This window comes from Listeria grandensis FSL F6-0971 (assembly GCF_000525835.1).
In the GTDB taxonomy this organism is placed as follows: domain Bacteria; phylum Bacillota; class Bacilli; order Lactobacillales; family Listeriaceae; genus Listeria_A; species Listeria_A grandensis.
Genome location: NZ_AODD01000019.1, coordinates 1 through 23,441, shown reverse-complemented (window position 1 = coordinate 23,441; position 23,441 = coordinate 1). Strand labels below are relative to the sequence as shown.

The 23,441-nt window shown below is 42.5% G+C and carries 18 protein-coding genes and 3 pseudogenes; 5 read left to right on the top strand and 16 right to left on the bottom strand.

The features are described 5' to 3' along the window. Positions 1 to 254: 254 nt before the first annotated feature. The 10 genes and pseudogenes from tagH to PGRAN_RS11205 all read right to left on the bottom strand — a co-directional run bounded on the left by tagH (position 255) and on the right by PGRAN_RS11205 (position 13,703). Entirely contained in the window at positions 255 to 1,274 is a 1,020-nt protein-coding gene (gene tagH, locus PGRAN_RS11250; protein ID WP_036067194.1) for a teichoic acids export ABC transporter ATP-binding subunit TagH, read from the bottom strand. 13 nt (positions 1,275 to 1,287) lie between these two features. Continuing rightward, the gene (locus tag PGRAN_RS11245; RefSeq protein ID WP_036067193.1) at positions 1,288 to 2,094 is read right to left on the bottom strand and encodes an ABC transporter permease; all 807 of its coding nucleotides are present in this window, start codon (positions 2,092 to 2,094) and stop codon (positions 1,288 to 1,290) included. A gap of 294 nt (positions 2,095 to 2,388) precedes the next feature. After that, positions 2,389 to 3,262 (bottom strand): annotated as a pseudogene (locus PGRAN_RS11240) (ABC transporter substrate-binding protein). Between the two features lie 90 nt (positions 3,263 to 3,352). After that, a pseudogene (pyc, locus tag PGRAN_RS11235) lies at positions 3,353 to 6,795 on the bottom strand (pyruvate carboxylase). A gap of 295 nt (positions 6,796 to 7,090) precedes the next feature. After that, positions 7,091 to 8,302 (bottom strand): FtsW/RodA/SpoVE family cell cycle protein, encoded by a 1,212-nt coding sequence (locus tag PGRAN_RS11230; protein ID WP_149024049.1) that lies wholly within the window; start codon positions 8,300 to 8,302, stop codon positions 7,091 to 7,093. Between the two features lie 131 nt (positions 8,303 to 8,433). Further along, positions 8,434 to 10,167, bottom strand: coding sequence for a glycoside hydrolase family 2 protein (locus PGRAN_RS11225; RefSeq protein ID WP_036067192.1), 1,734 nt, complete (start codon positions 10,165 to 10,167; stop codon positions 8,434 to 8,436). After that, on the bottom strand, positions 10,164 to 10,592 hold the full coding sequence (locus PGRAN_RS11220; protein ID WP_036067190.1) for a hypothetical protein: 429 nt from the start codon (positions 10,590 to 10,592) through the stop codon (positions 10,164 to 10,166). Before PGRAN_RS11220 ends, PGRAN_RS11225 begins: the two co-directional genes overlap by 4 nt. Positions 10,593 to 10,604: 12 nt before the next feature. After that, positions 10,605 to 11,447 (bottom strand): carbohydrate ABC transporter permease, encoded by an 843-nt coding sequence (locus tag PGRAN_RS11215; protein WP_036067189.1) that lies wholly within the window; start codon positions 11,445 to 11,447, stop codon positions 10,605 to 10,607. A gap of 22 nt (positions 11,448 to 11,469) precedes the next feature. Continuing rightward, positions 11,470 to 12,372: a carbohydrate ABC transporter permease gene (locus PGRAN_RS11210; protein WP_036067186.1), complete on the bottom strand. Its 903-nt coding sequence runs from the start codon at positions 12,370 to 12,372 to the stop codon at positions 11,470 to 11,472. A 68-nt stretch (positions 12,373 to 12,440) separates the two neighbouring features. After that, on the bottom strand, positions 12,441 to 13,703 hold the full coding sequence (locus tag PGRAN_RS11205) for an extracellular solute-binding protein (protein WP_036067185.1): 1,263 nt from the start codon (positions 13,701 to 13,703) through the stop codon (positions 12,441 to 12,443). 314 nt (positions 13,704 to 14,017) lie between these two features. On the opposite strand from PGRAN_RS11205, the gene PGRAN_RS11200 reads away from it, so the two are divergent. Next, positions 14,018 to 14,929, top strand: coding sequence for an ArsR/SmtB family transcription factor (locus tag PGRAN_RS11200; RefSeq protein ID WP_036067183.1), 912 nt, complete (start codon positions 14,018 to 14,020; stop codon positions 14,927 to 14,929). 194 nt (positions 14,930 to 15,123) lie between these two features. On the opposite strand, the gene PGRAN_RS11195 is transcribed toward PGRAN_RS11200, so the two are convergent. Then, positions 15,124 to 15,402 (bottom strand): Fpa/YlaN family protein, encoded by a 279-nt coding sequence (locus tag PGRAN_RS11195; RefSeq protein ID WP_036067182.1) that lies wholly within the window; start codon positions 15,400 to 15,402, stop codon positions 15,124 to 15,126. Between the two features lie 271 nt (positions 15,403 to 15,673). Between PGRAN_RS11195 and PGRAN_RS11190 the strand changes: the two genes are divergently transcribed. Beyond that, positions 15,674 to 15,889 carry a YlaI family protein gene (locus PGRAN_RS11190; protein WP_036067180.1) on the top strand — a complete coding sequence of 72 codons (216 nt, stop codon included), beginning with the start codon at positions 15,674 to 15,676 and terminating at the stop codon, positions 15,887 to 15,889. A 25-nt stretch (positions 15,890 to 15,914) separates the two neighbouring features. Here the strand turns inward: PGRAN_RS11190 and PGRAN_RS11185 are convergent, their stop codons facing one another. From PGRAN_RS11185 to PGRAN_RS11175, 3 genes are all read right to left on the bottom strand, one after another. Next, positions 15,915 to 16,811 carry a DUF5068 domain-containing protein gene (locus PGRAN_RS11185; protein ID WP_051998603.1) on the bottom strand — a complete coding sequence of 299 codons (897 nt, stop codon included), beginning with the start codon at positions 16,809 to 16,811 and terminating at the stop codon, positions 15,915 to 15,917. A gap of 151 nt (positions 16,812 to 16,962) precedes the next feature. Then, on the bottom strand, positions 16,963 to 18,801 hold the full coding sequence (gene typA / locus PGRAN_RS11180; RefSeq protein ID WP_036067179.1) for a translational GTPase TypA: 1,839 nt from the start codon (positions 18,799 to 18,801) through the stop codon (positions 16,963 to 16,965). A gap of 286 nt (positions 18,802 to 19,087) precedes the next feature. Beyond that, positions 19,088 to 19,864: an inositol monophosphatase family protein gene (locus tag PGRAN_RS11175; protein WP_036067178.1), complete on the bottom strand. Its 777-nt coding sequence runs from the start codon at positions 19,862 to 19,864 to the stop codon at positions 19,088 to 19,090. 133 nt (positions 19,865 to 19,997) lie between these two features. Between PGRAN_RS11175 and PGRAN_RS11170 the strand changes: the two genes are divergently transcribed. The 3 genes from PGRAN_RS11170 to PGRAN_RS15785 all read left to right on the top strand — a co-directional run bounded on the left by PGRAN_RS11170 (position 19,998) and on the right by PGRAN_RS15785 (position 22,667). Beyond that, entirely contained in the window at positions 19,998 to 20,615 is a 618-nt protein-coding gene (locus PGRAN_RS11170) for a YktB family protein (RefSeq protein ID WP_036067177.1), read from the top strand. Between the two features lie 199 nt (positions 20,616 to 20,814). Further along, complete coding sequence (locus PGRAN_RS11165) at positions 20,815 to 21,759, top strand: magnesium transporter CorA family protein (protein WP_036067176.1); 945 nt, start codon at positions 20,815 to 20,817, stop codon at positions 21,757 to 21,759. An 80-nt stretch (positions 21,760 to 21,839) separates the two neighbouring features. Further along, a complete protein-coding gene (locus PGRAN_RS15785; protein WP_051998602.1) occupies positions 21,840 to 22,667 on the top strand; it encodes a hypothetical protein in 828 nt (275 codons plus the stop codon). A gap of 46 nt (positions 22,668 to 22,713) precedes the next feature. On the opposite strand, the gene PGRAN_RS11155 is transcribed toward PGRAN_RS15785, so the two are convergent. Together PGRAN_RS11155 and PGRAN_RS16620 are read right to left on the bottom strand one after the other, a co-directional pair. Further along, positions 22,714 to 23,247, bottom strand: coding sequence for a DsbA family protein (locus PGRAN_RS11155; RefSeq protein WP_036067174.1), 534 nt, complete (start codon positions 23,245 to 23,247; stop codon positions 22,714 to 22,716). Positions 23,248 to 23,260: 13 nt separating this feature from the next. Further along, positions 23,261 to 23,441, bottom strand: a pseudogene (locus PGRAN_RS16620) (UPF0223 family protein); the annotation flags it as partial.

Genomic DNA, 23,441 nt, shown 5'->3' with positions numbered 1-23,441 from the left:
TTATTGAACCCATCTTCTTTGATCACTGGATTTGATCGTTTTGTAGAAGCCATCGAGATAATCGAGCTTTGATTTTGCATAAGTACGCATTCAAATTTCTTTTTATAGTTTGCGTTGAAAATGGTATTGAAATTATGTCTGGTAGCAGAACTGCCTAGTATCGCAATTGTTCTCATCTCGTTTTGTTCACAATCCTTTCCTATATAAAAAGCAGACATGAGCTGCCTGCTTTCATTATACTATTTCTTCACAAACTAATAAAGTTGTTTGGTCTTTCCTAGTTCTGTGCTTTTGACGGTTTGTGTCACCGCTGGATGTCCATCATCGCTCGCCTTGAACATCCCCAGCACCGATTGCCCCGTTCCAACGCAATATCCAAAGAATATCGCCAGCGCAATGAGCACCGTCAACGCGATCTTATCGAACCAGCTGAGTTTGTATTTGTTAGCGCTTGGATTCGGATAGATCACCTTCTGTGGACGTTTCTGTTTGCGTTTGAAGTCGTCCTGGTATTCTTTTTTGTAGGATTTGGATTGGCCGTTGAACCAGCGTACGAACTCGTCGTATTTGTCGGCTACTTCTTGGGCTTCTCCCATTTCGCGGATTTGACCGTAATGCATCCAGATAATCCGATCACACAAACTCTTCATTTGTCCGAGTGAATGGCTGACGAACACGATCGTACGGCCGGCTTCTTTGAATTCAGTAATCTTGTCCACGCATTTCTTGTAAAATGTTTGGTCACCTACGGATAGTGCTTCGTCAATAACCAGAATATCGGGGTCGGTGTGAACTGAAATCGCAAAACCTAGACGGGAACGCATCCCGCTAGAGTAATTTTTGATCGGTTGGTTCATGAAGTCGCCAATGTCTGCAAAATCGATAATACTTGGCATCAAGGCATCAATTTCGGACGTTTTTAAGCCGTGCATAAGCAGTTTTAAGCGGACGTTCTCGTAACCGGTGAGCGGGCCTTTTAAGCCGACTGCGATCGCGATTAGCGAGGTTTCACCGTTGATGACAACCTCGCCTTGGGTTGGTGGGATAACGCCGGACATGATGTTCGAAATGGTTGATTTTCCAGAACCGTTAATCCCAATTAGCCCAACTGTTTCGCCGTCGTGAATGTTGAAATTGACGTCGCGCAGTGCCCAGAAAGATTGTCGTTGCTTGTTTTTAGGCAAGAATAGGCCTTTGATTTTGTCGGATTTATTTTGGTAGAGGTCATATTCTTTGGACACATGTTTGAACGCTACTTTGATATTTTTTGCCATTTGTCCTTACCTCCTATAAATAATCCACGAAACGTTCGCGGAATTTCATGTGTAATACGGATCCTACGTACAGACAGACGAGCGTGATCAGCCAGAAGTAGACCGTGTAGGACGGTTCTTGCCAAAAGCCTTTATGCCCGACAAAACTATCTCGAAAACCGTTCAAAATATAAACGATTGGGTTTAGCTTCAAAAGGTCTACAACCCAAACTGGAAGCATTGTGTTTAAATTCCAAACAACGCCGGAAACGTAGAAAAGGACGCGCATGACGGACTGTAGCATCACGTAATAATCACGAACGAGTACGCTGATCGTTGCATTTAGTAACGTGACGCTGAAAAGAAACGCAATCATCGCCACGAAATAATAGAAAAATTGAGCCCAATACATCGAAACGGGTGCTCCTTTTACGAAAAGCAAGGCAAAAAAGATGATCATCATGGTGACATAGCTAGTAAGATTGGATACGATTGTGATACTTGGCATGACGCTCATCGGGAACTTCATTTTGGAAACCAAGTGTATTTTATTGAAAATGCTATTTGCTCCCTGCAGGATAATCGCGCTGATAAAGAACCATGGAATGATACCGGCTAGCATCCATTCGATATAGCTTGCACCTTCCACGCCTGATTTACCGCGCATCGCGAATCCAAATACAAAGTAGTAAATCGCAACTTGAATTAATGGATTTAATATTTGCCACGCAAGGCCTAAATAATGGCTTTGGTAAGTGGCTTTATCTTCATAACGCGCAATTCGAAAAATCATTGGCGCGTACTTAAATTGTTCTTTTAGGACTTCTAATACTTGTTTCACAAAAACACTTCTTTCCGGAATAATAATGCGGTTATCTACTTTCCGTAACCGAAAATCACTTGCTCTATATCGTATAGGCTCCACCCTTTCGCTCTAGAAAAAGTCACATAATGATGTCGTTTACGCATTTCTATGTTGCATATCTGTCGTTGCTGTTTAGTCGATTCTTCCGTAAATGTAAGTCAGTTTCTTCGTATTTCTAGTGAGTCTTCTTAAAAAATAAAAACCCACCTTATGTTAAATTACCTCAAAAGTAGGCGTTTGTAAAGTAAGATCTTTATTTTTGCTCGAATTTTACGGATAAATTGCTTTGAAAAGTGCTTCTTGTCCTTCTATCAAACGCGGTCCTGGTCGACTCACGATAGATGGATCGATGTCGTAGATGCGATTATTTTTGACAGCAGGGATGTTTTTCCAAGCCGATCGTTTCGCAATTTCTTGTTTGGCATTGGGATAGATCGTAATAATAACATCGGGGGCAGCTTTAATGACTTGTTCCTCGCTATATTGTGGGTAGCCTTTTTCAGTGACGATGTTTTTAGCCTGAATATTGGTCAACATTTCGTTAATGAAGGTATCTTGGCCTGCTGTGTATAGATCTGGACTGATTTCTAGCCAGACTTTCGCTTTCACTTTCCTCGCGCGTTCCTCTACCTTGTTAGCCGCTTGCATCGACGCGACCAGTTCGTCTGCTTCTTTCCTCGTTCCTGTGAGGTCACCAATTTGCGTGAACGTTTTATAGGCCGCGTCGAAAGTTTGTGCATCCGATACAACGAATACTGGAATGTTTGCTTTTTTGATTTGATCATAGGCGTCTTTGTTATAGCTCATCATCGAGGCATGGCCAAGAACTAGGTCGGGTTTCATGCTGATGATTTTCTCCACATTAATCTCTGTTGTCGCAACGACAGGTAGTTTTTTGACAGCGGACGGATAATCATCGCTCGACGTAACGCCAATAACTTTATCTCCGAGCCCAAGACGGTACAGAATTTCGGTGTTGCTTGGGATAAGCGAAACAATTTTTTTTCGGTTTCACGCTGAGCTCCATTTTAGCCCCAGTCGCGTCCGTTGCTATGTATTCTGGTTTTTGCGCCGCTTTCTCAGACGTAGTTTGCGCACCACAACCGGCTAAGACAAGAAGGAAAGCTAAGCTTAGACCAGCCATTATTTTTTTTAAAATTCATTTTTGGTTCCCCTTTTCAAAATGGAAAAAGTCGGGCGTTTGGATATCCCGACTCTTCCTCCGTTCTATGTGTTAGACACGCCCAACTTCCATAAGAAGGTCCGCTGACTCGATCACATCGCCATCTGTGACAAAAATCGCATTGACTTTGCCGTCGAATGGGGCTTGGATCGTTGTCTCCATCTTCATTGCTTCTGTAATTAGGAGTGGATCGCCTTTTTTCACTTCTTGGCCTTTTTCAGCAACAATCTTGATTACCGAACCGGTCATTGTTGCACCTACATGTTCTGGATTTGTTGTATCAATCTTGCGACGCGTCACAACAGTCGATTGAACGTTAAAGTCTTGCACGGAGATTTCGCGTGGCTGACCATTCAATTCGAAGTAAATAACACGCGTGCCGTCTGCAATTGGCTCACCGATCGAGTTTAACTTGATGATTAGCGTTTTACCTTTTTCAAGCTCTACTTCAACCGTCTCGCCTAAGCGCATGCCTTTAAAGAAAGTCGGCGTATCAAGTACCGTCACGTCACCATATTTCTCAATCATCGTCAAGTAGTCAAGGAACACTTTCGGATACAGAATATAAGACATAACATCGTGATCTGTCGGCTCTCCCGTCGTCATTTTCTCAGCAAGCTCGGCGCGAACTGCTTCAAAATCAACTGGCTCCATCAAAGCTCCGGGACGCTCTGTCAAAGGCGTACGACCTTTCAAGACGATTTTTTGTAGCTTCTCTGGGAATCCACCATACGGTTGACCAATCTCGCCCATAAAGAATTCAATGATCGAATCTGGGAAGTCGAGCGTCTCTCCTTTATCATACACATCTTGCTCCGAAAGGTCATTTTGCACCATGAAGAGCGCCATGTCACCAACCACTTTCGAGGATGGGGTTACTTTCACGATATCGCCAAACATTTCGTTCACGACCGCGTAAGTTCCTTTCACTTCATCCCAACGATCACCTAAGCCACTGCCTTGGCTTGCTGTTGTAAGTTCGTATATTGACCACCCGGCATTTCGTGCGTGTAAACCTCCGTTTGTGGGGAATTCAGCGCATTATCAAAATCTTTGTAGTATTTACGAACATCTTCCCAATAATGATTGATGATTTGCGAATCATGCGCATTAAGAATCGCTTGACGTTTCCCGTTTTCAAGACCGTAGTAAAGGCCTGTCATGCTCGGTTGAGACGTCGCGCCACTCATCGCGCTGGAAGATACATCGACGATATCCACGCCCGCACTAACCGCCGCGGCATACGTATAAATCCCGTTACCACTCGTGTCATGCGTGTGCAAGTGAATCGGCACATCGACAGTGTCTTTTAGTTCGCTCACAAGACGGTACGCCGCTTGCGGTTTTAAAAGTCCGGCCATATCTTTAATCGCCAAGATATCCGTACCTTGCGCGACAAGCTCTTTCGCCATATCTTTATAGTAATCTACATTATATTTCGTACGTGTTGCATCCTCGATATCGCCCGTGTAACAAATTGCTGCTTCCACGACTTTACCAGCATCACGAACGGCTTCAATCGACACTTCCATGCCTTTCAACCAGTTCAAGCTATCGAAAATACGGAACACATCGACACCGCTTTGTGCAGATTGCTTCACGAACTCGCGAATCACATTATCCGGATAGTTCTTGTAGCCAACAGCATTCGCGCCGCGTAACAACATTTGGAACATCACGTTCGGAATTTGTTTACGCAACGTTTCCAGACGCACCCACGGATCTTCATTCAAGAACCGGTAAGCCGTATCAAACGTTGCACCGCCCCACATTTCAAACGAGAACATGTTCGGCAATAAATGCGCCATCGGATCAGCGATTTGGAAAATGTCTTTCGAACGAACTCGCGTCGCAAGTAACGATTGATGCGCATCACGCAATGTCGTATCGGTTAGCAATACCTCTTGTTGCGCTTTGACCCATTCCACAATTCCCGCAGGACCTTTTGCGTCCAAAATTTGTTTTGTTCCTGGTTCGATTTTTGCGTCGAAAGGAATCTTTGGAATACGCAGATCATCATAGACCAACTTCTCGCGGTGTTTAATGCCTGGGAAGCCATTCACCGTCACGTTACTGATGTAGCGAAGCGTCTTCGTACCACGGTCACGCACTTTCGGGAAATCAAATAATTCGGGCGTCGAATCGATAAACGATGTATTATAGTTTCCACTAATGAAATCAGGATGTTGTACCACGTTTAGCAAGAACGGAATATTCGTTTTCACGCCACGAATCCGGAACTCAATCAAGTTACGAATCATTTTGCGACACGCTTGTTCAAATGTCATGCCCCACGTACATAATTTTACAAGTAAGGAATCGTAAAACGGCGTCACGACCGTACCTTGGAAACCATTCCCAGCATCAAGACGCACCCCAAAACCACCCGTTGAGCGGTATGTATTAATACGACCAGTATCTGGCATAAAGTTGTTCAAAGGATCTTCCGTCGTAATCCGGCACTGAATCGCCGAACCATTAATCCGGATATCTTCTTGTTGCGGAATTCCCACGAGTTGATCATGCATCGAAGAACCATCAGCGATAAACAGCTGCGATTGCACAATATCAATCCCTGTAATCATCTCTGTAATGGTATGCTCCACTTGAACACGCGGATTTACTTCGATGAAATAAAACTCTTCGCCAGCAACTAAAAACTCGACCGTTCCAGCGTTCAAATAATCCACGTTCTTCATCAATTTCACAGCAGCATCACAAATACGTTCGCGCAAATCCGATGTAATCGCGTTACATGGCGCTACTTCCACAACTTTCTGGTGACGGCGTTGCACGGAGCAATCACGTTCAAATAAATGCACGATATTGCCGTGTGAATCGCCCAGAATTTGTACTTCGATATGTTTTGGATTAACGACACATTTCTCAACGTACACCTCATCATTACCAAAAGCCGCTTTAGCTTCTGATCCAGCGCGCTCAAATGCGTCCTTCACGTCTGCCGGGCCTTGAACGACACGCATCCCACGTCCACCACCGCCGAGTGAAGCCTTAACCATTAACGGATAACCATGTTTTTCTCCGAATGCAGCTACTTCTTCCGCGTTTGCTACAGGTCCATTACTCCCTGGAATAACCGGGATATCGGCGAGTAAAGCTTGTTCTTTTGCTTTAATTTTGTCACCGAACATATCTAGGTGTTTCGATTTAGGTCCTACAAAAATGATGCCTTCTTTTTCACAGCGTTTGGCAAAGTCAATATTTTCCGACAAAAAGCCATAACCCGGGTGAATAGCGTCAACATTGGCGATCTTGGCAATCTCGATAATATTATCGATATCCAGATACGCGTCGATCGGTTTTTTCCCTTCCCCTACGAGGTAAGCCTCATCCGCCTTATAACGGTGAAACGCCGCCGTGTCCTCTTGCGAATAAATCGCCACTGTCTTAATGTTTAGTTCCGTACACGCCCGAAGTACGCGAATCGCGATCTCGCCACGATTGGCAACTAATACCTTTTTAATGTTGTTCATTTTTTTTCCTCCTAACCTACACTACCTAATTTTTCTATCTACATAGCTGCTAACATCATTACCGTCATGGAGAAAAACGGTATATCAGTCAATTATAGTATTAAAGTGCCCCGAATGTAAATTCTTTTCGCTGATTTTTATGAAAAATGTTCTTTTTTGTTGGATAAATCGCATATAATAGCGGATCTAAAGCATGTTATACACCGGGTATCCAATAGACGACAAACCATAGAAAATGTAGTATATCCCTTCTAAAAATAAGAAAAACGAGCCATCTTGCCTCGGCTCGTTTCCTCTATGTTCGCCTCTGCACCTGTTGTTTCGGCTTCGGTTTTGCTAAATCTTTATCCGCACCGTAATTCTTTTGAAATTTATTCATCATCGATACGTTGAGTACAATCCCGACCAAAATCGACATCGACATCAACGAAGACCCGCCAAAACTCGTAAATGGCAAGGTGACCCCAGTCAGCGGAATCATCCCTGTCGCCCCACCTAGATTAATAAACGCCTGAATTCCAATCAGCGTCGCGGTCCCGTAACAGAGCAACGAGCCGAACGTATCGTTCGAACGCATGCCGTTAGTAATAGAGCGTAGTACGATGAAGAAAATTCCACCAACAGTAATCAAAATCCCGAAAAAACCAAGTTCTTCCGCAATAATCGCGCTAATAAAATCGGTGTGCGCTTCCGGCAAATACCCGAGCTTCTGCACACTTCCACCTAGCCCCTGCCCAAAGAAACCTCCAGAACCAATCGCGTAAAATGAGTTCACCAACTGATACCCACTCGCGCCGTGATCAGTAAACGGATTTTGAAAGCTCGTAATCCGCCCAATCCGTTTCGTCGTAATCAGTTTCGACCGAATATCTTCTGGTAGTAAAAAGACAACAATACATAAAACCGCCAAAATCAGCAATCCTAATCCGACCAATTTTAAAATCGTTTTCAGTCGCATACCAGATGCCATAATAATTCCGCAACCCGTCATGAAGATAATCGCGGCCGTCCCAATATCCGGTTGCAGTAAAATCAAGAAGCAGACCACGACTAAAAATAAAACTGGCGGCAAAACTCCACGGTTAAAATCATCAATATAGCGCTGTTTTTTAGAGTAAATCGCCGCCATGTAAACAATCATCGATACTTTAATAAATTCAGAAGGCTGGATTCGAATCGGACCAAACGCCAACCAACTTTGCGCATTGTTCGCCGAATCACCAAACACCAAAACAAGTAAAAGCATCCCGGCTGAACCAAACATAATCAACATTAACATTTTATTATTTTGAAAAATCTTGTACGGAAATACTGCGAAAAAAATCAGTAAGACAAGCGAAATAATCCAATTTTTTAATTGGCTGTTGTAGAACGTCGCCGGATCCCATCCTTTATTGATCGCGACAAACACACTGGAACTATATACCATGATCAACCCGAACAGACATACAATGATGTATACCGCTAAAAGAGGATAGTCATAGGATTTCAACATTTTTTTAAACATACACATCTTCCAATCATTTCGAGCCTCACCAAAACACAAGGTCCTACTTTATTATATCTCTCCATTATAAAGGAAATCTGGATGAAAAGAAATAATAAAAGCGCCTTATTAAAAAACGTATACGAAATGTATTATTTTTTACGTCGTTCGTTGATATCACGTATTGCAGCTAAATCGACCTTCGCTTGGCGGTCAATCGTGAGTAGTCCATTCACCTCTTGCTGCACATCGCTCACTTGTGTATAGCAAAAACCGCAGACATAGTCCAAATCCTGAATCGCTCCTGTGATGCTTTCAAAACGTTCTAAGAAAGTAGCCTCGTCCTGCACTTGATTACCGTAACCCCAACCCGATTCCGATTGGAAAGCAATCCCGCCGAATTCTGAAATAATCACTGGTTGCCCGTTATCCCGATACCCATCTGCAAACGGATAGCGAAACTGATTATGTTGGAAGGCGTTCGATAGCAGCTTTTCACGATCAGCGTAGCGCTTTGCAAAAATTTTTCCAGTTTCCTCATAATCATGCAGCGTAATAATATCCGAAATCGTGTGATCCCAACCGTCGTTCGTCACCACCGGGCGCATCGGGTCCATCGCTTTCGTCAAATAATAAATGCCTTCAGTAAATTGTTGTTGCTTCACATTTTCATGTATATCCGCGATTCCCCACGATTCATTGAAAGGTACCCAGGTGATAATCGACGGGTGGTTGTAGTTTTGCTTCACGATTTCAAGCCATTCGGTCGTAAAATTCGCCACCGCCTTATCGCTAAAACTGTATGTGGAGCCTACTTCCGACCAAACAAGCAGTCCCTTCTTATCACACAAATATAAGAAGCGGTTATCCTCCACTTTTTGATGTTTGCGGACGCCATTGTAGCCCATTTCGATGATCTTTTCGATATCGAGTTCGAGCGCACTAACTGATGGTGGGGTCAGGTCGCTTTCTTCCCAATAACCTTGATCGAGAATGAGACGCTGGTATAATTCTTCGTTATTAAGCAAAATCTTGTCGCCTTCGATCGCGATTTTCCGCATTCCAAAATAGGATGCTACGCGATCCACAACCGTATTTTCTTGCACTAGTGTGAAGGTAATATCATACAGATTCGGCGTCTGTGTATTCCACACTTTCATGCTCCATGGATCACCTTTTGCGAGGACGGACGCGGATAAACGGGCGACACCATCTTTAAGTAGCGCGCTAACTTCTTCGATGACTTCCCCGTCAAACTTGATGGTTGCGCGTGCAGAAACATCCGCATGCCAAGCATTTGCCTCTACTTCTAATTCAATTTTCTGAGCATCGAAATCCGGCGTCATTTTCACATAATCGATATGAATGGGCGATACATATTCAAGCCATACTGATTTCCAAATACCGGTCGTCTGCACATACCAACAGCCAAAATTATCCTTGAGCCAGCGCTGCTTTCCGCGCGGTTGCGCCGTATCCACGCTATCTTGAACACGAACTGTTATCCGATTTTCCCCATCGGCAATATAAGCTGTGATATCGAATACAAACGCTGTATAGCCGCCCTGGTGCTCACCAACTACTTTGCCATTCACCCAAACTGTCGTTATATAATCCGAACCTTCAAAATGCAACAAAACATTTTTCCCAGTCTTGAGCTCCACCTCTTTTTCATACCAAACAACCGCGTGATGCGACTCATCATGAATACCGCTCGCCTTCGTTTCATATGTGAACGGCACTTCGATGGCTACCGGCGCAGGCAACGTCACGCTCCAACCGTCCACTAATCCAACTTCCTCATCATCAAACGCAAAACGCCATTTCCCATCTAATGACTCCCAATTTTCCCGTACGAACTGCGGTCTTGGATGTAATTTTGTCATCCCAATTCCTCCCCAATCATTTCATTTCGCTGCACTTTCATGCTTTTATTTTTAGCCATGCCAATAATTCCCGCGCTCATAAACAAGAAAATGTTCGGCATATCCATCATAAAGTAAGAAAATACGCCGCATACTAGGAACCAAACCGGCAGTTTCCAGCCCACGCTTCCATTTTTCCAATGTTTACGCGCCAAATAAATATTCAACAAGCCGAGTAAAATCAACAACACCCCAAAGATCACCACAAAATTAAAAATACTCCCAAACAAGGCCTTCATCGCTCTCATTTGTGCCACCGAAAGCCCGGCAACATCTAATCCTTGCCGCTTTATAAATAACCCATATACAAAAATCGTCAGCAAGCCATCCAACAACTGCCAAGCTGCCGCGATATAAATAAAAATCCGTTCCAATCGTCTGCTCATCGAAAGTCCCCCTTAACCTTTTACACCGGATGACAAAGCCATCGACTGTAAGAAGTACTTTTGCGCGAATAAGTATAGTATGAACGTCGGAACAATCGCAACGAGTGCTCCTGCCATTAAATGTGCCGGTTGTGCTTGGTACATCCCTTGTAGCAACTGTAATCCTGGCGTGATCGGCATCATTTCAATATCATTAAACACGATCGAAGGCCAGAGGAAATCGTTCCACGCCGCCGTAAAGGTAAACAACGCCACCACCATCAAAACCGGTCGCAAAAGTGGCAAAATAACTTTGTAGAAAATTTTGAAGTCACCAGCACCATCCATGCGTGCCGCTTCATCAAATTCAATCGGAATATTCACCATGAATTGTCGCACTAAAAAGATATTAAAAACAGCTGCAGCACCCGGCACAATCGCCGCTAAATAATTATTCACCCATCCAAACGTGTCGATAATTTTGTAAAGTGGAATCAAATTCACAACACTCGGAAACATCATCGTCGCCATGAGAAATACAAACATCGCATTGCGTCCACGGAATTTCAAGCGACTATAGGCAAACGCGGCGAGCGAAACAACGACAAGTACGAGCACCGTCTGCGATACTGCGATAATCATCGAATTCATAAACCAGCGCATGAGTGGTGTTGCCGCATTATCAAATAGCAACTCGGTGTAGTTTGTCGTCACCCATTGTACCGGCAAGAATTTAAAGCCCGCCGTCGCGACTTCCACCTCTGATTTGAACGATGTCACAAATCCCCAAGCGAGCGGAACGACCCAAATGATCGCCATGACGAGCAAGAAGATAAATGCCATTAATTTTGAAATAACACGCGAATCTTTTTTCATCAGAAATTCCTCCCCTCGTCCGTTAGTTTTTGTTGCGTAAAAAGAAAAATTGGATGGCAGAAACAATCATGATACACAATCCTAGAATAACAGCCATCGCCGACGCAATACCCGCAATCGATTGCCCTGTTCCAAATGCATTCTGCTGGATATACATCAACAGTACCGACGTCGAGCCCGATGGTCCACCTTTTGTTAGCATCAGCGGTTGCCCGTAAACGTTAAATTGCGCGATGGTTGTCATCACGACTGTATACAGCAACTGCGCCCGAATACTCGGTAACGTGATCCGGAAAAATTTTTGCATCGAGGTAGCTCCATCCATTTCTGCTGCCTCATAAAAATCCTTGGAAATCCCGTTTAGCGCGGCCTGATAAATGATCATGTTGCCCCCGATACACCACCAAACCGTTACAATCACAAGCGTTATCCAGGCATAAGGCTGTGTTCCAACCCAGTTCACCGTCGTTCCTAAAAACTGGTTAATCGGCCCAAAACTCACATTAAACATCAATCCCCAAATAATGATAACCGCTGAAATCGCAAATAATGACGGCAAATAAAACAGCGATTGAAAAACCTTGTTTAGCTTCGGCTTCGCGTTCAGCGCACTAGCCAATAATAGCGGTACGATAATACAAAATGGCACAGTCAACACAACAAAAATAAATGTATTCCGCAACCCATTATGTAACTGCTCATAAAACGTAGAATCTTTTTGGAATAAAATTTCGCGATAATTATCAAAACCTACAAAATCAGGCGTACCAACCAAGTCCCAGTCCGTAAAAGAAATATAAATCCCGTATACTACTGGAACGAGAAAAAAGATCAAGAAAATAATCAAATGCGGACCTGCGAACAACCACGGTGTAAATCGCCATTTTCGTGTTTTATACGTTATTGTTTTAGCGTTTGCTTCCATTTTCACCACTCCATCCTTCCATCCAAAGACTCAGGAGAAGCGCATGCATCCCCCAAGCCATCCTTACTTTATTTGTTGGATTTATCCTTGGAAATCTTATCCTCGACCGCTTGTTGCATATCTGCCAAGCCTTTATTCACAGGTGTTTTACCAAAAATAATATCGTTCCCATTCGCATCCAATTGCTCCGATACATAGCCATTATATTTATAATCGAAAATTTTCAATGATTTTTGTTCGGTTGGATCAAGTAATAAGAAAGATTGTGGCATCTTTTTGTAAGCAGGATCATCGATGATTTTTAGAGAAGCTGGGTTTTGGCCTGATTTCGCCCACTCAAGGGAGTTATCTTGCACCCAATCTAGAAATGCAAGCACGCCTTTTGTTTTTTCTTTCGAGCGCCCTTTGCTATGAAACATCGTGAATTGATGCGAACTAGACCAGTTCACCATGTTTTCTTTGTCCCCGCTTAATTGCGGCGCATTCGTAATCCCCCAGTCAAAATTGGCATCTTTTGCTGTATTTTGCATCCAAATGCCTTCTGGTGCAAAAATCACTTTTCCAGCAATGAATTTTTGGAAGTAATCTTCGCCGTCTTTTGTGGTGATACCATCTTTATACATGCCTTTCCATAAGTTAAACGTGTCTTTCGCTTGCTGATTATCAAGTGTTGGATCTACGCCATTTTCCGTTAATTTACCACCATTTTGCGCGTAAAGTGATAGGAAAGTCGGCTTCACCCAGCTTACAGAAACCGCGTCAATTTTATCTTTTTTGGCAAGTTTCCCGGCCGCTTTTATTTCATCAAATGTCACGACATTATCGTCGAGCGCTGTCGGAGCATACTTTTCCACTAAATCTTTGTTGTAATACATAATAAAAGAATGGATATCCAGCGGAATACTATAGCGTTTATTTTCTAACTGTCCAATATTCCAAGCCTCTGGTACGTAATTCTCCGCCTTAAAATCCGGAAAATCTGCTAAATAATCATCATAGGCCATCAACATATCATTATCGACATATTGCTTAATTCGTTCTGCATGGACAATCGTTAAATCAGGAATGTTCTTGCCCGAATTCACAACCGTTGGGATTTTCGTATACATATCGCCTTCTTTTAACGACATGTTCTTCACTTTAAACTCTGGATTTGTTTTATTGTAAGCGTCCACCATTTTCTGCATATTGGCGCCATCCGGACCAGTAAATGGATTCCAGAAAATGATCTCCTTACTCTTAGCCGTATCCTTCGCGTCGCTAGAACCTCCACATGCTGCCAATCCCGCAACTAACAACAACATACAAACAAGACCTACTACCTTCTTCATTTTAAATTCCTCCCCTAATAGCCGAAGCTTTGTGAATATGTATCCGACATGCCACACCTTCAGACCAGTTTAATGTAAACGCCTACAAAATAATTTTAAAAAAGAAGACATTTAGTTAACCATCAAGTAAATTAATAACTAAACTTCTTTTATATTTTTACTATAATTCACTAAAAAAATAATGTCAACTCTTTTAGTTCGTTTAGTATTTATTTTATGTTATGATGAACTAATAAGTTTAGCAAACTTTTCAGAACACACCATTTTGACTATTTACATCTATAAAACCATTAACTAAAGGAGGATTTTTTTACATGCAATTAGATATTTCTAAAGATTCTCTTCATGTGTATGAAGCGCTCGCTAGCGAGACAAGAATCCAAATTTTGAATCTACTTTCACAAAGTTCCATGAACATTAAAGAACTCGCACACGCTTTACATATGAGTAGCGCCATTATTACGCGACACATCAATCAATTAGAGAATGCCAAATTAATTCGCACCGAAAAAATACCTGGAAAATCTGGCATCCAGAAAATTTCCAAGCTCGTGGTGGATAAAATCGAGATCACTTTCCCAACAACGATTTATCCTAATTTTAAAATGAGGTCTTTAGAGTTACCAGTGGGGCATTATACAGATTATAACGTCACACCAACGTGCGGGCTCGCTTCTAGCAAAGATTTCATCGGCCATGTCGATGAGCCGAAGTATTTCATGGATGCCAGACGAATGGATGCACAAATCATCTGGTTCACACAAGGCTATTTGGAATATAAGGTTCCTAATCCATTGCAAAAAGGAGAACAAATGGAGTTACTTGAGATCAATTTCGAAATAGCCTCCGAGTTTCCTTACTCCAACAACGTTTGGCCTTCTGATATCACTTTCTACTTAAACGGCCATACACTCGGAACATGGACCTGCCCTGGTAATTTTTCTGACATTCGCGGGAAATATACACCAAGCTGGTGGGAAGACGCTAACAGTCAGTACGGCCTCTTCAAAACCATTCGCATTTCCAAGCACGGAACTCATTTTGATGGAGAAATTTTATCCGCATTAGCCTTGGACGATTTAGATATAACGGCAGAGCTCCTTACATTCCGTATCGCTGTTGAAAAAGATGCTAAAAACATCGGTGGAACCACAATATTTGGAAAAGGATTTGGGAATCATCAGAAGGATATGGAGTTTAAGTTTTATTATTCAGAGAAGTGCTGAAAAGAGTTCGTTTGGATAGGTTATATTGCACTGGAAATTCTAATAGACAACATTGCTCACCGCCAAAGCACCTTGGTTTAGCCAGTCCTTATCTGTTCGCTATTTATTCTGAGATTGCCGCATAAGAGCCCCCTCAACAAACAAACACCCCTCTTGGCGTAAGCTCGATACGTCAAGAGGGGTTGTTCTATCTATTATTTACTCGTCGATAACTCGTGCAGCACCGAGAGCTCTTTCTCAAGCGTGCTCAGTAGACTTTTTCCTTCCGCTCTATCAATAAGTCCTAATCGCACTGCAAAATTAATTTCACGTGATAAGCCGTACATTTGAGTATCCAAAACTTCTTCGTAAGCTGGACATTGAGGTAAAGTTAAGTTATCCATCTGCACTTTAATTAACTGCAAAATTCTTTTCGCATCTTCTTTAAGAAGAGTAATAGCCTCTTCTCTGTGATCGATTTGTTTATTTGTCATCACAGAACCCCCATTCAACAAACACTTGTATGCGCTTGATTAATCTATTTTTTAATGCAAACATAATTCAGACAAATTTTATCCTCTTTAGTATAGCACATCTTGACGTCATTGTAACCTGATATACCAAGAAAAATTTTTACCCAACCGACCTCACCATTAATAAAAAAATGGCTGTTACAAAAATCAGACTCACGAGTATCATCTGGACAACTTCCCATGCTTGTTTTTCGGTATGTTCATGCTATAATAAAACCACGAGGTGAACAAAATGAAAGCACAATGTATTTTATGTGAAACAATTGATGAACTAGATGATAAGAAATTCAAAACGAAGCAACTCCGGAATAAGCCCATTCGGATGTATCTTTGCCCTGAATGTGAAGACCGTATTGCCGAGAAAACGGTAGCTCGAATTAATTCCGGCAAATTCGAATTTCATAAACCAAAAACAAAGAATTTTATTGAAAAACCCGCTAATCATTAGAACTAGCGGGTTTTTATTAGCTTTTTTATTCGGTAATCCGGAAATCTAAATCAATCGCTTTTGGTGTTTTTGTTGCTAGTGGTTTCTCTGCAAAATCGTTTGGATTAGGAACAATGAGCTTGGTTAAATGTACGAGTGTATAATAGTTATCTTTATTCAACATGTAAGTGATCGCGCCTTCACGTTTTGATTTTGCTGGGAAAATATTATGTGCCGCTGTATTGCCGGAAAGCTGATAGGCTGTTGGCACAAAATTCTCTAAACTAGCGCCTTTTGAAATACCCCCACCGTTAATTTGAATTCGCTCAGCCAGGTAATTAATACTGCTGGCGCTCGTGTTTTCAACAATGACATCTGCTGTCACCACAAAACCATCTTGATTGGCCAAATAGGATTCCGGGCTATATGGATCCATTTTTTTATTGGCGCCTGTCACGCTCTCGAGCTTGTATTGCTTCACCGTTACTTTCAGCGGACCGAAATCTGCTGTCTGCGGCGTTGTATTCAAGTAAACAAGCGATACAGTTCCGCCAGTTTTTGACGCCACTGCGGATTGTTTAAAGCCGTCTGCACTTAATGAAAATGTGGTTGCTGTTCTTTTCTGTTCTGTCGCTACTTTATTTTCCGTTTTTGAATTATCAGCTGGTGTATCTGACGTCGTTGCTTCTTTATCTGTGGTTGTCGGCGTATCTTCTTTTGTTGTCACTTCTTCTTTATCTTGTTTTGCATCGGTTTGATCTTTTGCGTCGCTATCGGAACCCACATCTTGTTTTGTCGACGCCTCCTCTTTCTTCGCTGCTTTTTCTTCTGTTTTCGGTGTTGCCTCATCTGATTTCGAATTGTCCGAATCCGCACCTGAACCGCAAGCTGCGAGACCTAAAAGCATAATACTCGCCACACCTAGCATTGCTATCCTTCTCATGTAAATCCCCTCCTCATTTCACGTTATCCCGTACCTTAACTATACCAAAAAAAACACCATATTACAATCATGTTACAAAAAAAAATAATCTTCCGAACTTTCTAGATATTAAAAAACCGTCCCAATTTCTGGACGGTTTCGGTATTTATAATCAATCAGATACTTTTGTGCGTTTCGCCGCTTTTTCACGTTCGTTTTTGTTCAAGATTTTCTTACGTAAACGAATGCTTTCTGGCGTTACTTCACAATACTCGTCATCATTTAGAAACTCTAATGATTCTTCGAGCGTTAATGTACGAGGTTTTTTGATAACGTTGGTTTGGTCTTTATTCGCAGAACGAATATTTGTCATTTGTTTCGCTTTTACGATATTTACAGCGATATCACCGTCACGGTTGTTTTCTCCGACGATCATGCCTTCGTAAATATCCGTACCTGGTTCCACAAAGATAGTACCGCGATCTTCTACTTGCATTGTTCCGTAAGTAGTTGATTTACCAGTTTCCATCGATACGAGAACACCACGGCTACGTCCACCGACACGACCTTTTTGCATTGGTTGGTAAGAATCGAATGTGTGATTTAGGATACCATAACCACGAGTCATCGATAGGAATTCGGTTGTGTAACCGATAAGCCCACGTGATGGTACTAGGAAAATCAAGCGAACTTGACCTGAACCGTCATTGACCATATCAGCCATTTCACCTTTACGTAAACCGATAGATTCCATAATGCTACCAACATATTCTTCCGGAGTATCAATTTGTACGCGTTCCATTGGCTCACATTTCACGCCATCGATTTCGCGGATGATAACTTCTGGTTTCGATACTTGTAATTCGTAACCTTGACGACGCATGTTTTCGATCAAAATCGATAGATGCAACTCACCACGGCCAGATACAACCCAAGCGTCTGGTGAAGAAGTTGGGTCAATACGTAAACTTACATCTGTTTGTAACTCAGAAAGTAAACGTTCTTCGATTTTACGGCTTGTTACGTGTTTACCTTCACGACCAGCGAACGGACTGTTGTTCGTTACGAAAGTCATTTGTAAAGTAGGCTCGTCAATACGTAAAATTGGCAACGCTTCTTGATGATCATCCGGCGTTACAGTCTCCCCAACGAAGATATCTTCCATTCCGGAAACGGCAACTAGATCACCGGCTTTTGCTTGTGTAATCTCCACGCGTTTAAGTCCTAAGAAACCGAACATTTTAGTAACACGGAATTTCTTCACGGTACCGTCTAATTTCATTAAGGCAACGGATTGACCAACTTCCATTGTTCCACGGAAGATACGGCCGATACCGATACGACCAACATAGTCATTATAATCAAGTAAAGATACTTGGAATTGTAATGGCTCGTCGCTGTTATCCACAGGCGCTGGTACATTATTGATGATCAGATCAAAAATCGGATCCATTGTTTCTTCTTGGTCTTCTATTTTATCGCTTAATGAGCTTGTTCCGTTAACTGCCGCAGCATATACAACTGGGAATTCCAATTGATCTTCGTCCGCTCCAAGTTCGATGAATAATTCTAAAACTTCATCTACAACTTCTGCTGGACGCGCAGATGGGCGGTCAATTTTGTTAACAACAACAAGTGGTGTTAAATGTTGCTCTAGCGCTTTTTTGAGTACGAAACGCGTTTGTGGCATTGTACCTTCATACGCATCAACGACTAAGACAACACCGTCAACCATTTTCATAATACGTTCTACTTCCCCACCGAAATCGGCATGTCCAGGAGTATCTAAAATATTGATATGCACACCATTATGGTTGATGGCAGTATTTTTTGCTAAAATGGTAATACCACGTTCTTTTTCAATGGCATTGCTATCCATCGCACGTTCAGCTACTTGCTCATGATCGTTGAATGTTCCTGACTTACGTAAAAGTTGGTCCACCAATGTAGTTTTACCATGGTCAACGTGGGCAATAATGGCGACGTTACGAATATCTTCTCTTAATTTCAAAATTTTTCCTCCTAATATTAAATTACCTTCCGGAAGCTGGCGCAAAATCCCGCTCAGCTACTCAAAAATGGCCTAACTAAAGTCAAGCGCTCTTCATATATGGTAATACGACTTAGCTACCAGAGCCAAAAGAAAGAGGAAAATTGGCTTATTTTCCCCGTTTCTGGATCGTTTAGTTTTAATCAACTTTCCAATTATAGCACATTTCCTTGCGGTTAGCACGATTTTTATTCCATAAAATGAAACTTTATTGGAGCGTGGAATCAGATGAGCGGTTAGTCATAGCTCACCTGAAGTAATCTCGAAGGAGCTCCGCGTGCACGCCAGGACTCGCGACAAATGAATCGCCTTTTTCTGTGATCACCATTTCCGAACCATCTACGCGCGTCACAATCGCGCCAACTTCTTCAGCGATAATTTTACCGGCACCGATGTCCCAAGGCGATAAATTAGCGCTGATATAAGCATCTGCGCGACCTGTTGCAACAGCCATATACTCAAGCGTTGCTGCGCCATACAAACGCAGTCCACGTGCCGCTTTTATCGCAGCGAGTGTCTGCGGGAATTTGTGCATCGCAGCTGTATTAATGATAACAAGCGCGTTTTCCAATTTGTTCTCTTTGGCAAGCATCGGAATGGGTTCGTCGTTCACAAAAGCGCCTTCTCCGCGCTTCGCAAAGTAAAATTCACCGCCAACGACATCATAAATGTACCCAAGCTCTCCGATACCTTCTTGATAAATGCCCAGTGAAATCGCAAAATTCCGTTTTTGTTCAACAAAATTCACGGTTCCATCAATCGGATCAAGCACCCAGACGACTCCTTCCAGACTCGTGATTTCTTCGCCATAGCCCTCTTCTCCGAGCAACCGATGTTCTGGAAAATGTGTCGCAATTTTTTCAGCAAAATACCGCTCGGTTGCTCTATCCATATTAGTCACTAAATCATTGCGATCCGCCTTTGCTTCGACCTCAATATTTACCTGCTCAAGTGCCATAAAAATTCTATTTCCTGCCTCTTCTAACCATTCTCGCGCTAGTTGATCGATTTTCTCAAGTACCATCTTCGCATCACTCCTCGTCTTGTTTCTCATTTTTCCTAGCTTATCATAATATCCAAGCTAAATACAGCCTCCAAGATTAGTTTTTACGTTATAATAGAAGTGACGGCTATTTTTACGAAAGTGAGGAATCATAATGACTTTTACAAAAAAAGATTTTAAAGCAATGCAAGCGCCCGGTCTCGAAAAACGAATGGCGGCCATCCAGACACAAATCCAACCAAAATTCCGCGAAATCGGTGATGGTTTAGCCACATATTTGAGTGCAAAAACAGGAGACGAGATGTTTTTACATGTCGCCCGTCACGCCCGCCGTTCCGTAAATCCGCCGGAGAGCACTTGGCTCGCCGTTGCAGGTAATAAACGCGGCTACAAAAAGCATCCGCATTTTCAAGTCGGGATTTGGGATGAGTATGTCTTTATCTGGCTTGCCTTCATATATGAAACGGAAAATCGCGCGATCGTCGTGCATAATTTCCTAGAAAACTTGGACCAACTCGAAAAGCTACCGGCTGATTTCTCAATTTCTCTTGACCACACCGAAAAACCGACAAGCCTCGTTCAAAATACGGATTTAACCAAAGCGCTGGAACGTTTTCGCGATGTAAAAAAAGGAGAATTCATGGTTGGTCGTATTTTCAAACCAGGTGATGATACCTTGAAAAATGATGCACAGTTTACAAAAGCGCTAGAAGAAACGATCGATTTGTTGTTGCCACTTTACAATATGAGTTTTGAAATGCAAAAAATTTAGTAGATGGCATGTACAAACACGCCAAATCTCTGTATAATGGTGAAGTTGTGATTATTTGAGAAAAGGAGTTGAGCACCATGAACACGAGTATCGCGCCGAGTGAACCAGATCCGCATCAGAGAATAATCAGGGATTCTATTCATGGCTTGCAACAGCACTCCATGCGCCGCTAGAATCCTTAGAAAAGGAGGAAAAGCCCATGCATCAAATTTTCAAATCGAATCAGGCTGGTAAATTAGAAGAATTAGAAAAACCAGAACGCAATTGCTGGATCAACATCGTGGCACCGTCATCCGAAGAGATCAACCAGATTGCCGATCAATACGGGATCCCACTAGAGTTCCTCGAAGATCCACTGGATAAAGATGAGAGTGCGCGGATTGAGCGGGATGACGATACGGAAGCTGTCCTCATTATTTGTGACTTTCCGATCGTAGATGAGGATGATATTCATTACGCGTCTTTTGAAACGATTCCACTTGGGATGGTTATGACGAAAGATTACTTTATCACGATTTGCACGATTGATTCATCGATTATTCAATCTTTTATTAAAAACCGGATAAAAGGCTTTTTTACACACATGAAAACACGTTTTGCCTTGCAAATATTATATATGATTTCCACACAATTTCTCCGTCATTTGAAACGGATGAGTCGCCAAACCGATGAAATCGAGAAAGAACTGCACGAATCCATGCGGAATAAACAGCTCTACGATTTGATGGGGATTGAGAAAAGTCTGGTCTACTTCCTGACCGCCCTGAAATCAAACAAGCTCGTGCTGGATAAAATGATGCGTCAGCACATCGTGAAGATGTATGAAGAGGACCAAGATTTACTCGAAGACGTTATCATTGAAAATCGCCAAGGTATTGAGATGGCAGAAGTTCATTCGAATATTTTGAGTGGCATGATGGATGCCTATGCGTCGATTATTTCAAACAACATGAATATCGTCATGAAATTCCTGACATCCTTTACGATCATTTTAACCATTCCAACGATGGTGTTCAGTTTTTACGGGATGAACGTGGATTTACCGCTTTCCCAAGCGCCACTAGCCTGGATTTTAGTCATCTGTATTTCCTTTGGCATTGCGGGTCTACTCGGCTTCGTCTTTTGGAAACGGAAATTTTTCTAACCCCGAAACCACTTTCTTATCCGAAAAGTGGTTTTCTTATGTCAAAATCGGGAAAACCTGTAGCAAAGAGGTGAAAAGTAATGAAAACTAAATTTCTGATAGTTCCTGTCGTTTTTAGTGCGCTACTGCTGGCTAGTTGTGGCGGTTCTTACTCCTCAGATAGCTCGGGTACATCGAATTCCTATGGTAGTAGCAATAATAACTACGGTAAGACTACCGACGATACGATGAAAAAGGACACAAACAGCAACTCTCAAGTCAGTACGCTGAGCGAAAAAGATGTTTTGGCAACGGTAAAATCCAAGCTTGATTCGGATGTAGTGGTGATGCTTCCAAAATCAATTCCACTATCCTCGAACAAGTATTACCTCAGCGCCATGACAACGTCTTCGCCTGACGAGTACAACGTTATCTTTTACGAAACAAAGTCACCGATTTCTGTGAATAGCTCCGACTTGAGGGATACAGCTAAAGCAACGCCACTCGCCACTGTTTCTGGTAAGAATTACGCGACAGAGCAAGAAGCCGCTGATGCTACAGGTCATATGGACAATGTCAATACTGGCATGAATGGTGTCGATCTTGGCTCAGGCATTACCGGCTATTCCGACGCTGGCGCTGGCTCGACCTTCCTTAACTGGGCAGAAGGACGTTGGAGCATGGGCGTTCGCAACACGACAAGCGCCGATCCACAAGATTCCATTGACCTAGCTAAAAAAATCGTCGCAAAACTCGAACAAGAAACCCTACCTGCACCGCATCAAGTTGGCGGAATGAAGCTTGAAGCTGCTCCAAACAGAGCGGATGGCAATATCATTAGCTGGCAAGAAGGCAAAACCGACTATATAGTAAGCGGTTTCGCAGATCCCTTGGACGGCATCACAATAACAACAAGTTTCACTGAATAAAAATAAGCGGCGACCCCATCCATATAGAGGTCCCCGCTTATTTTTATTATTCTTTTCCTGCTTCTTCTAAGATCAGTTTTTCCAACTCTTCCGGTGAAATATGCTCGTCGAAAATATGTTCACCGATAATAACAGTCGGCACTAAGCGGATATTCGCAGCATTTGCCTCTGCAATAATTTTTTGCGCTTGTTCCTTGTTATCTTGCTCAGAAAGCCCAATTTCATCTTGTGCAAAATTGCCAACTTCCTCAAGCGTCAGCGATCCCCAAAGATCTTGGCGTGCATAAATCTCATCCAAAATCTCAAGTGTTTGCTCTGGAGCTGCATAATCCAAATAATGATGGAAGACATTTCCTCGTTGTAGTGACTCTTTTTCTTTATCAAATGGCTTCACAATTAATTCAATACGACCAGCGTCAATATAACGGCCAATCACATCACGCGATTTTTCATGCCATTCACGGCAAAACGGACAGCGCACATTCACGAATGAAATCACCTTTACCGGCGCGTCACTTTTCCCAATATGAATCCCTGCTTCTGTTCCTACATTACCCGCAATAATTTCACTAATATCCATTTTAAAATTCCTCCTATGGTTGCATTTTAATTTTACTTGTCGTTGCGTTTTTCACGAGTTGCATGACGCGATAAGCTGAATAGCCACTGGCCTTCTCAAATTCGTTACCCAGCTCTTCTCTTCGCCGATCGAACGAACGACTTCTTTGAATGCACTATACTTTGCTTTTATTTCAGACGCTTCGATGCCAGTCT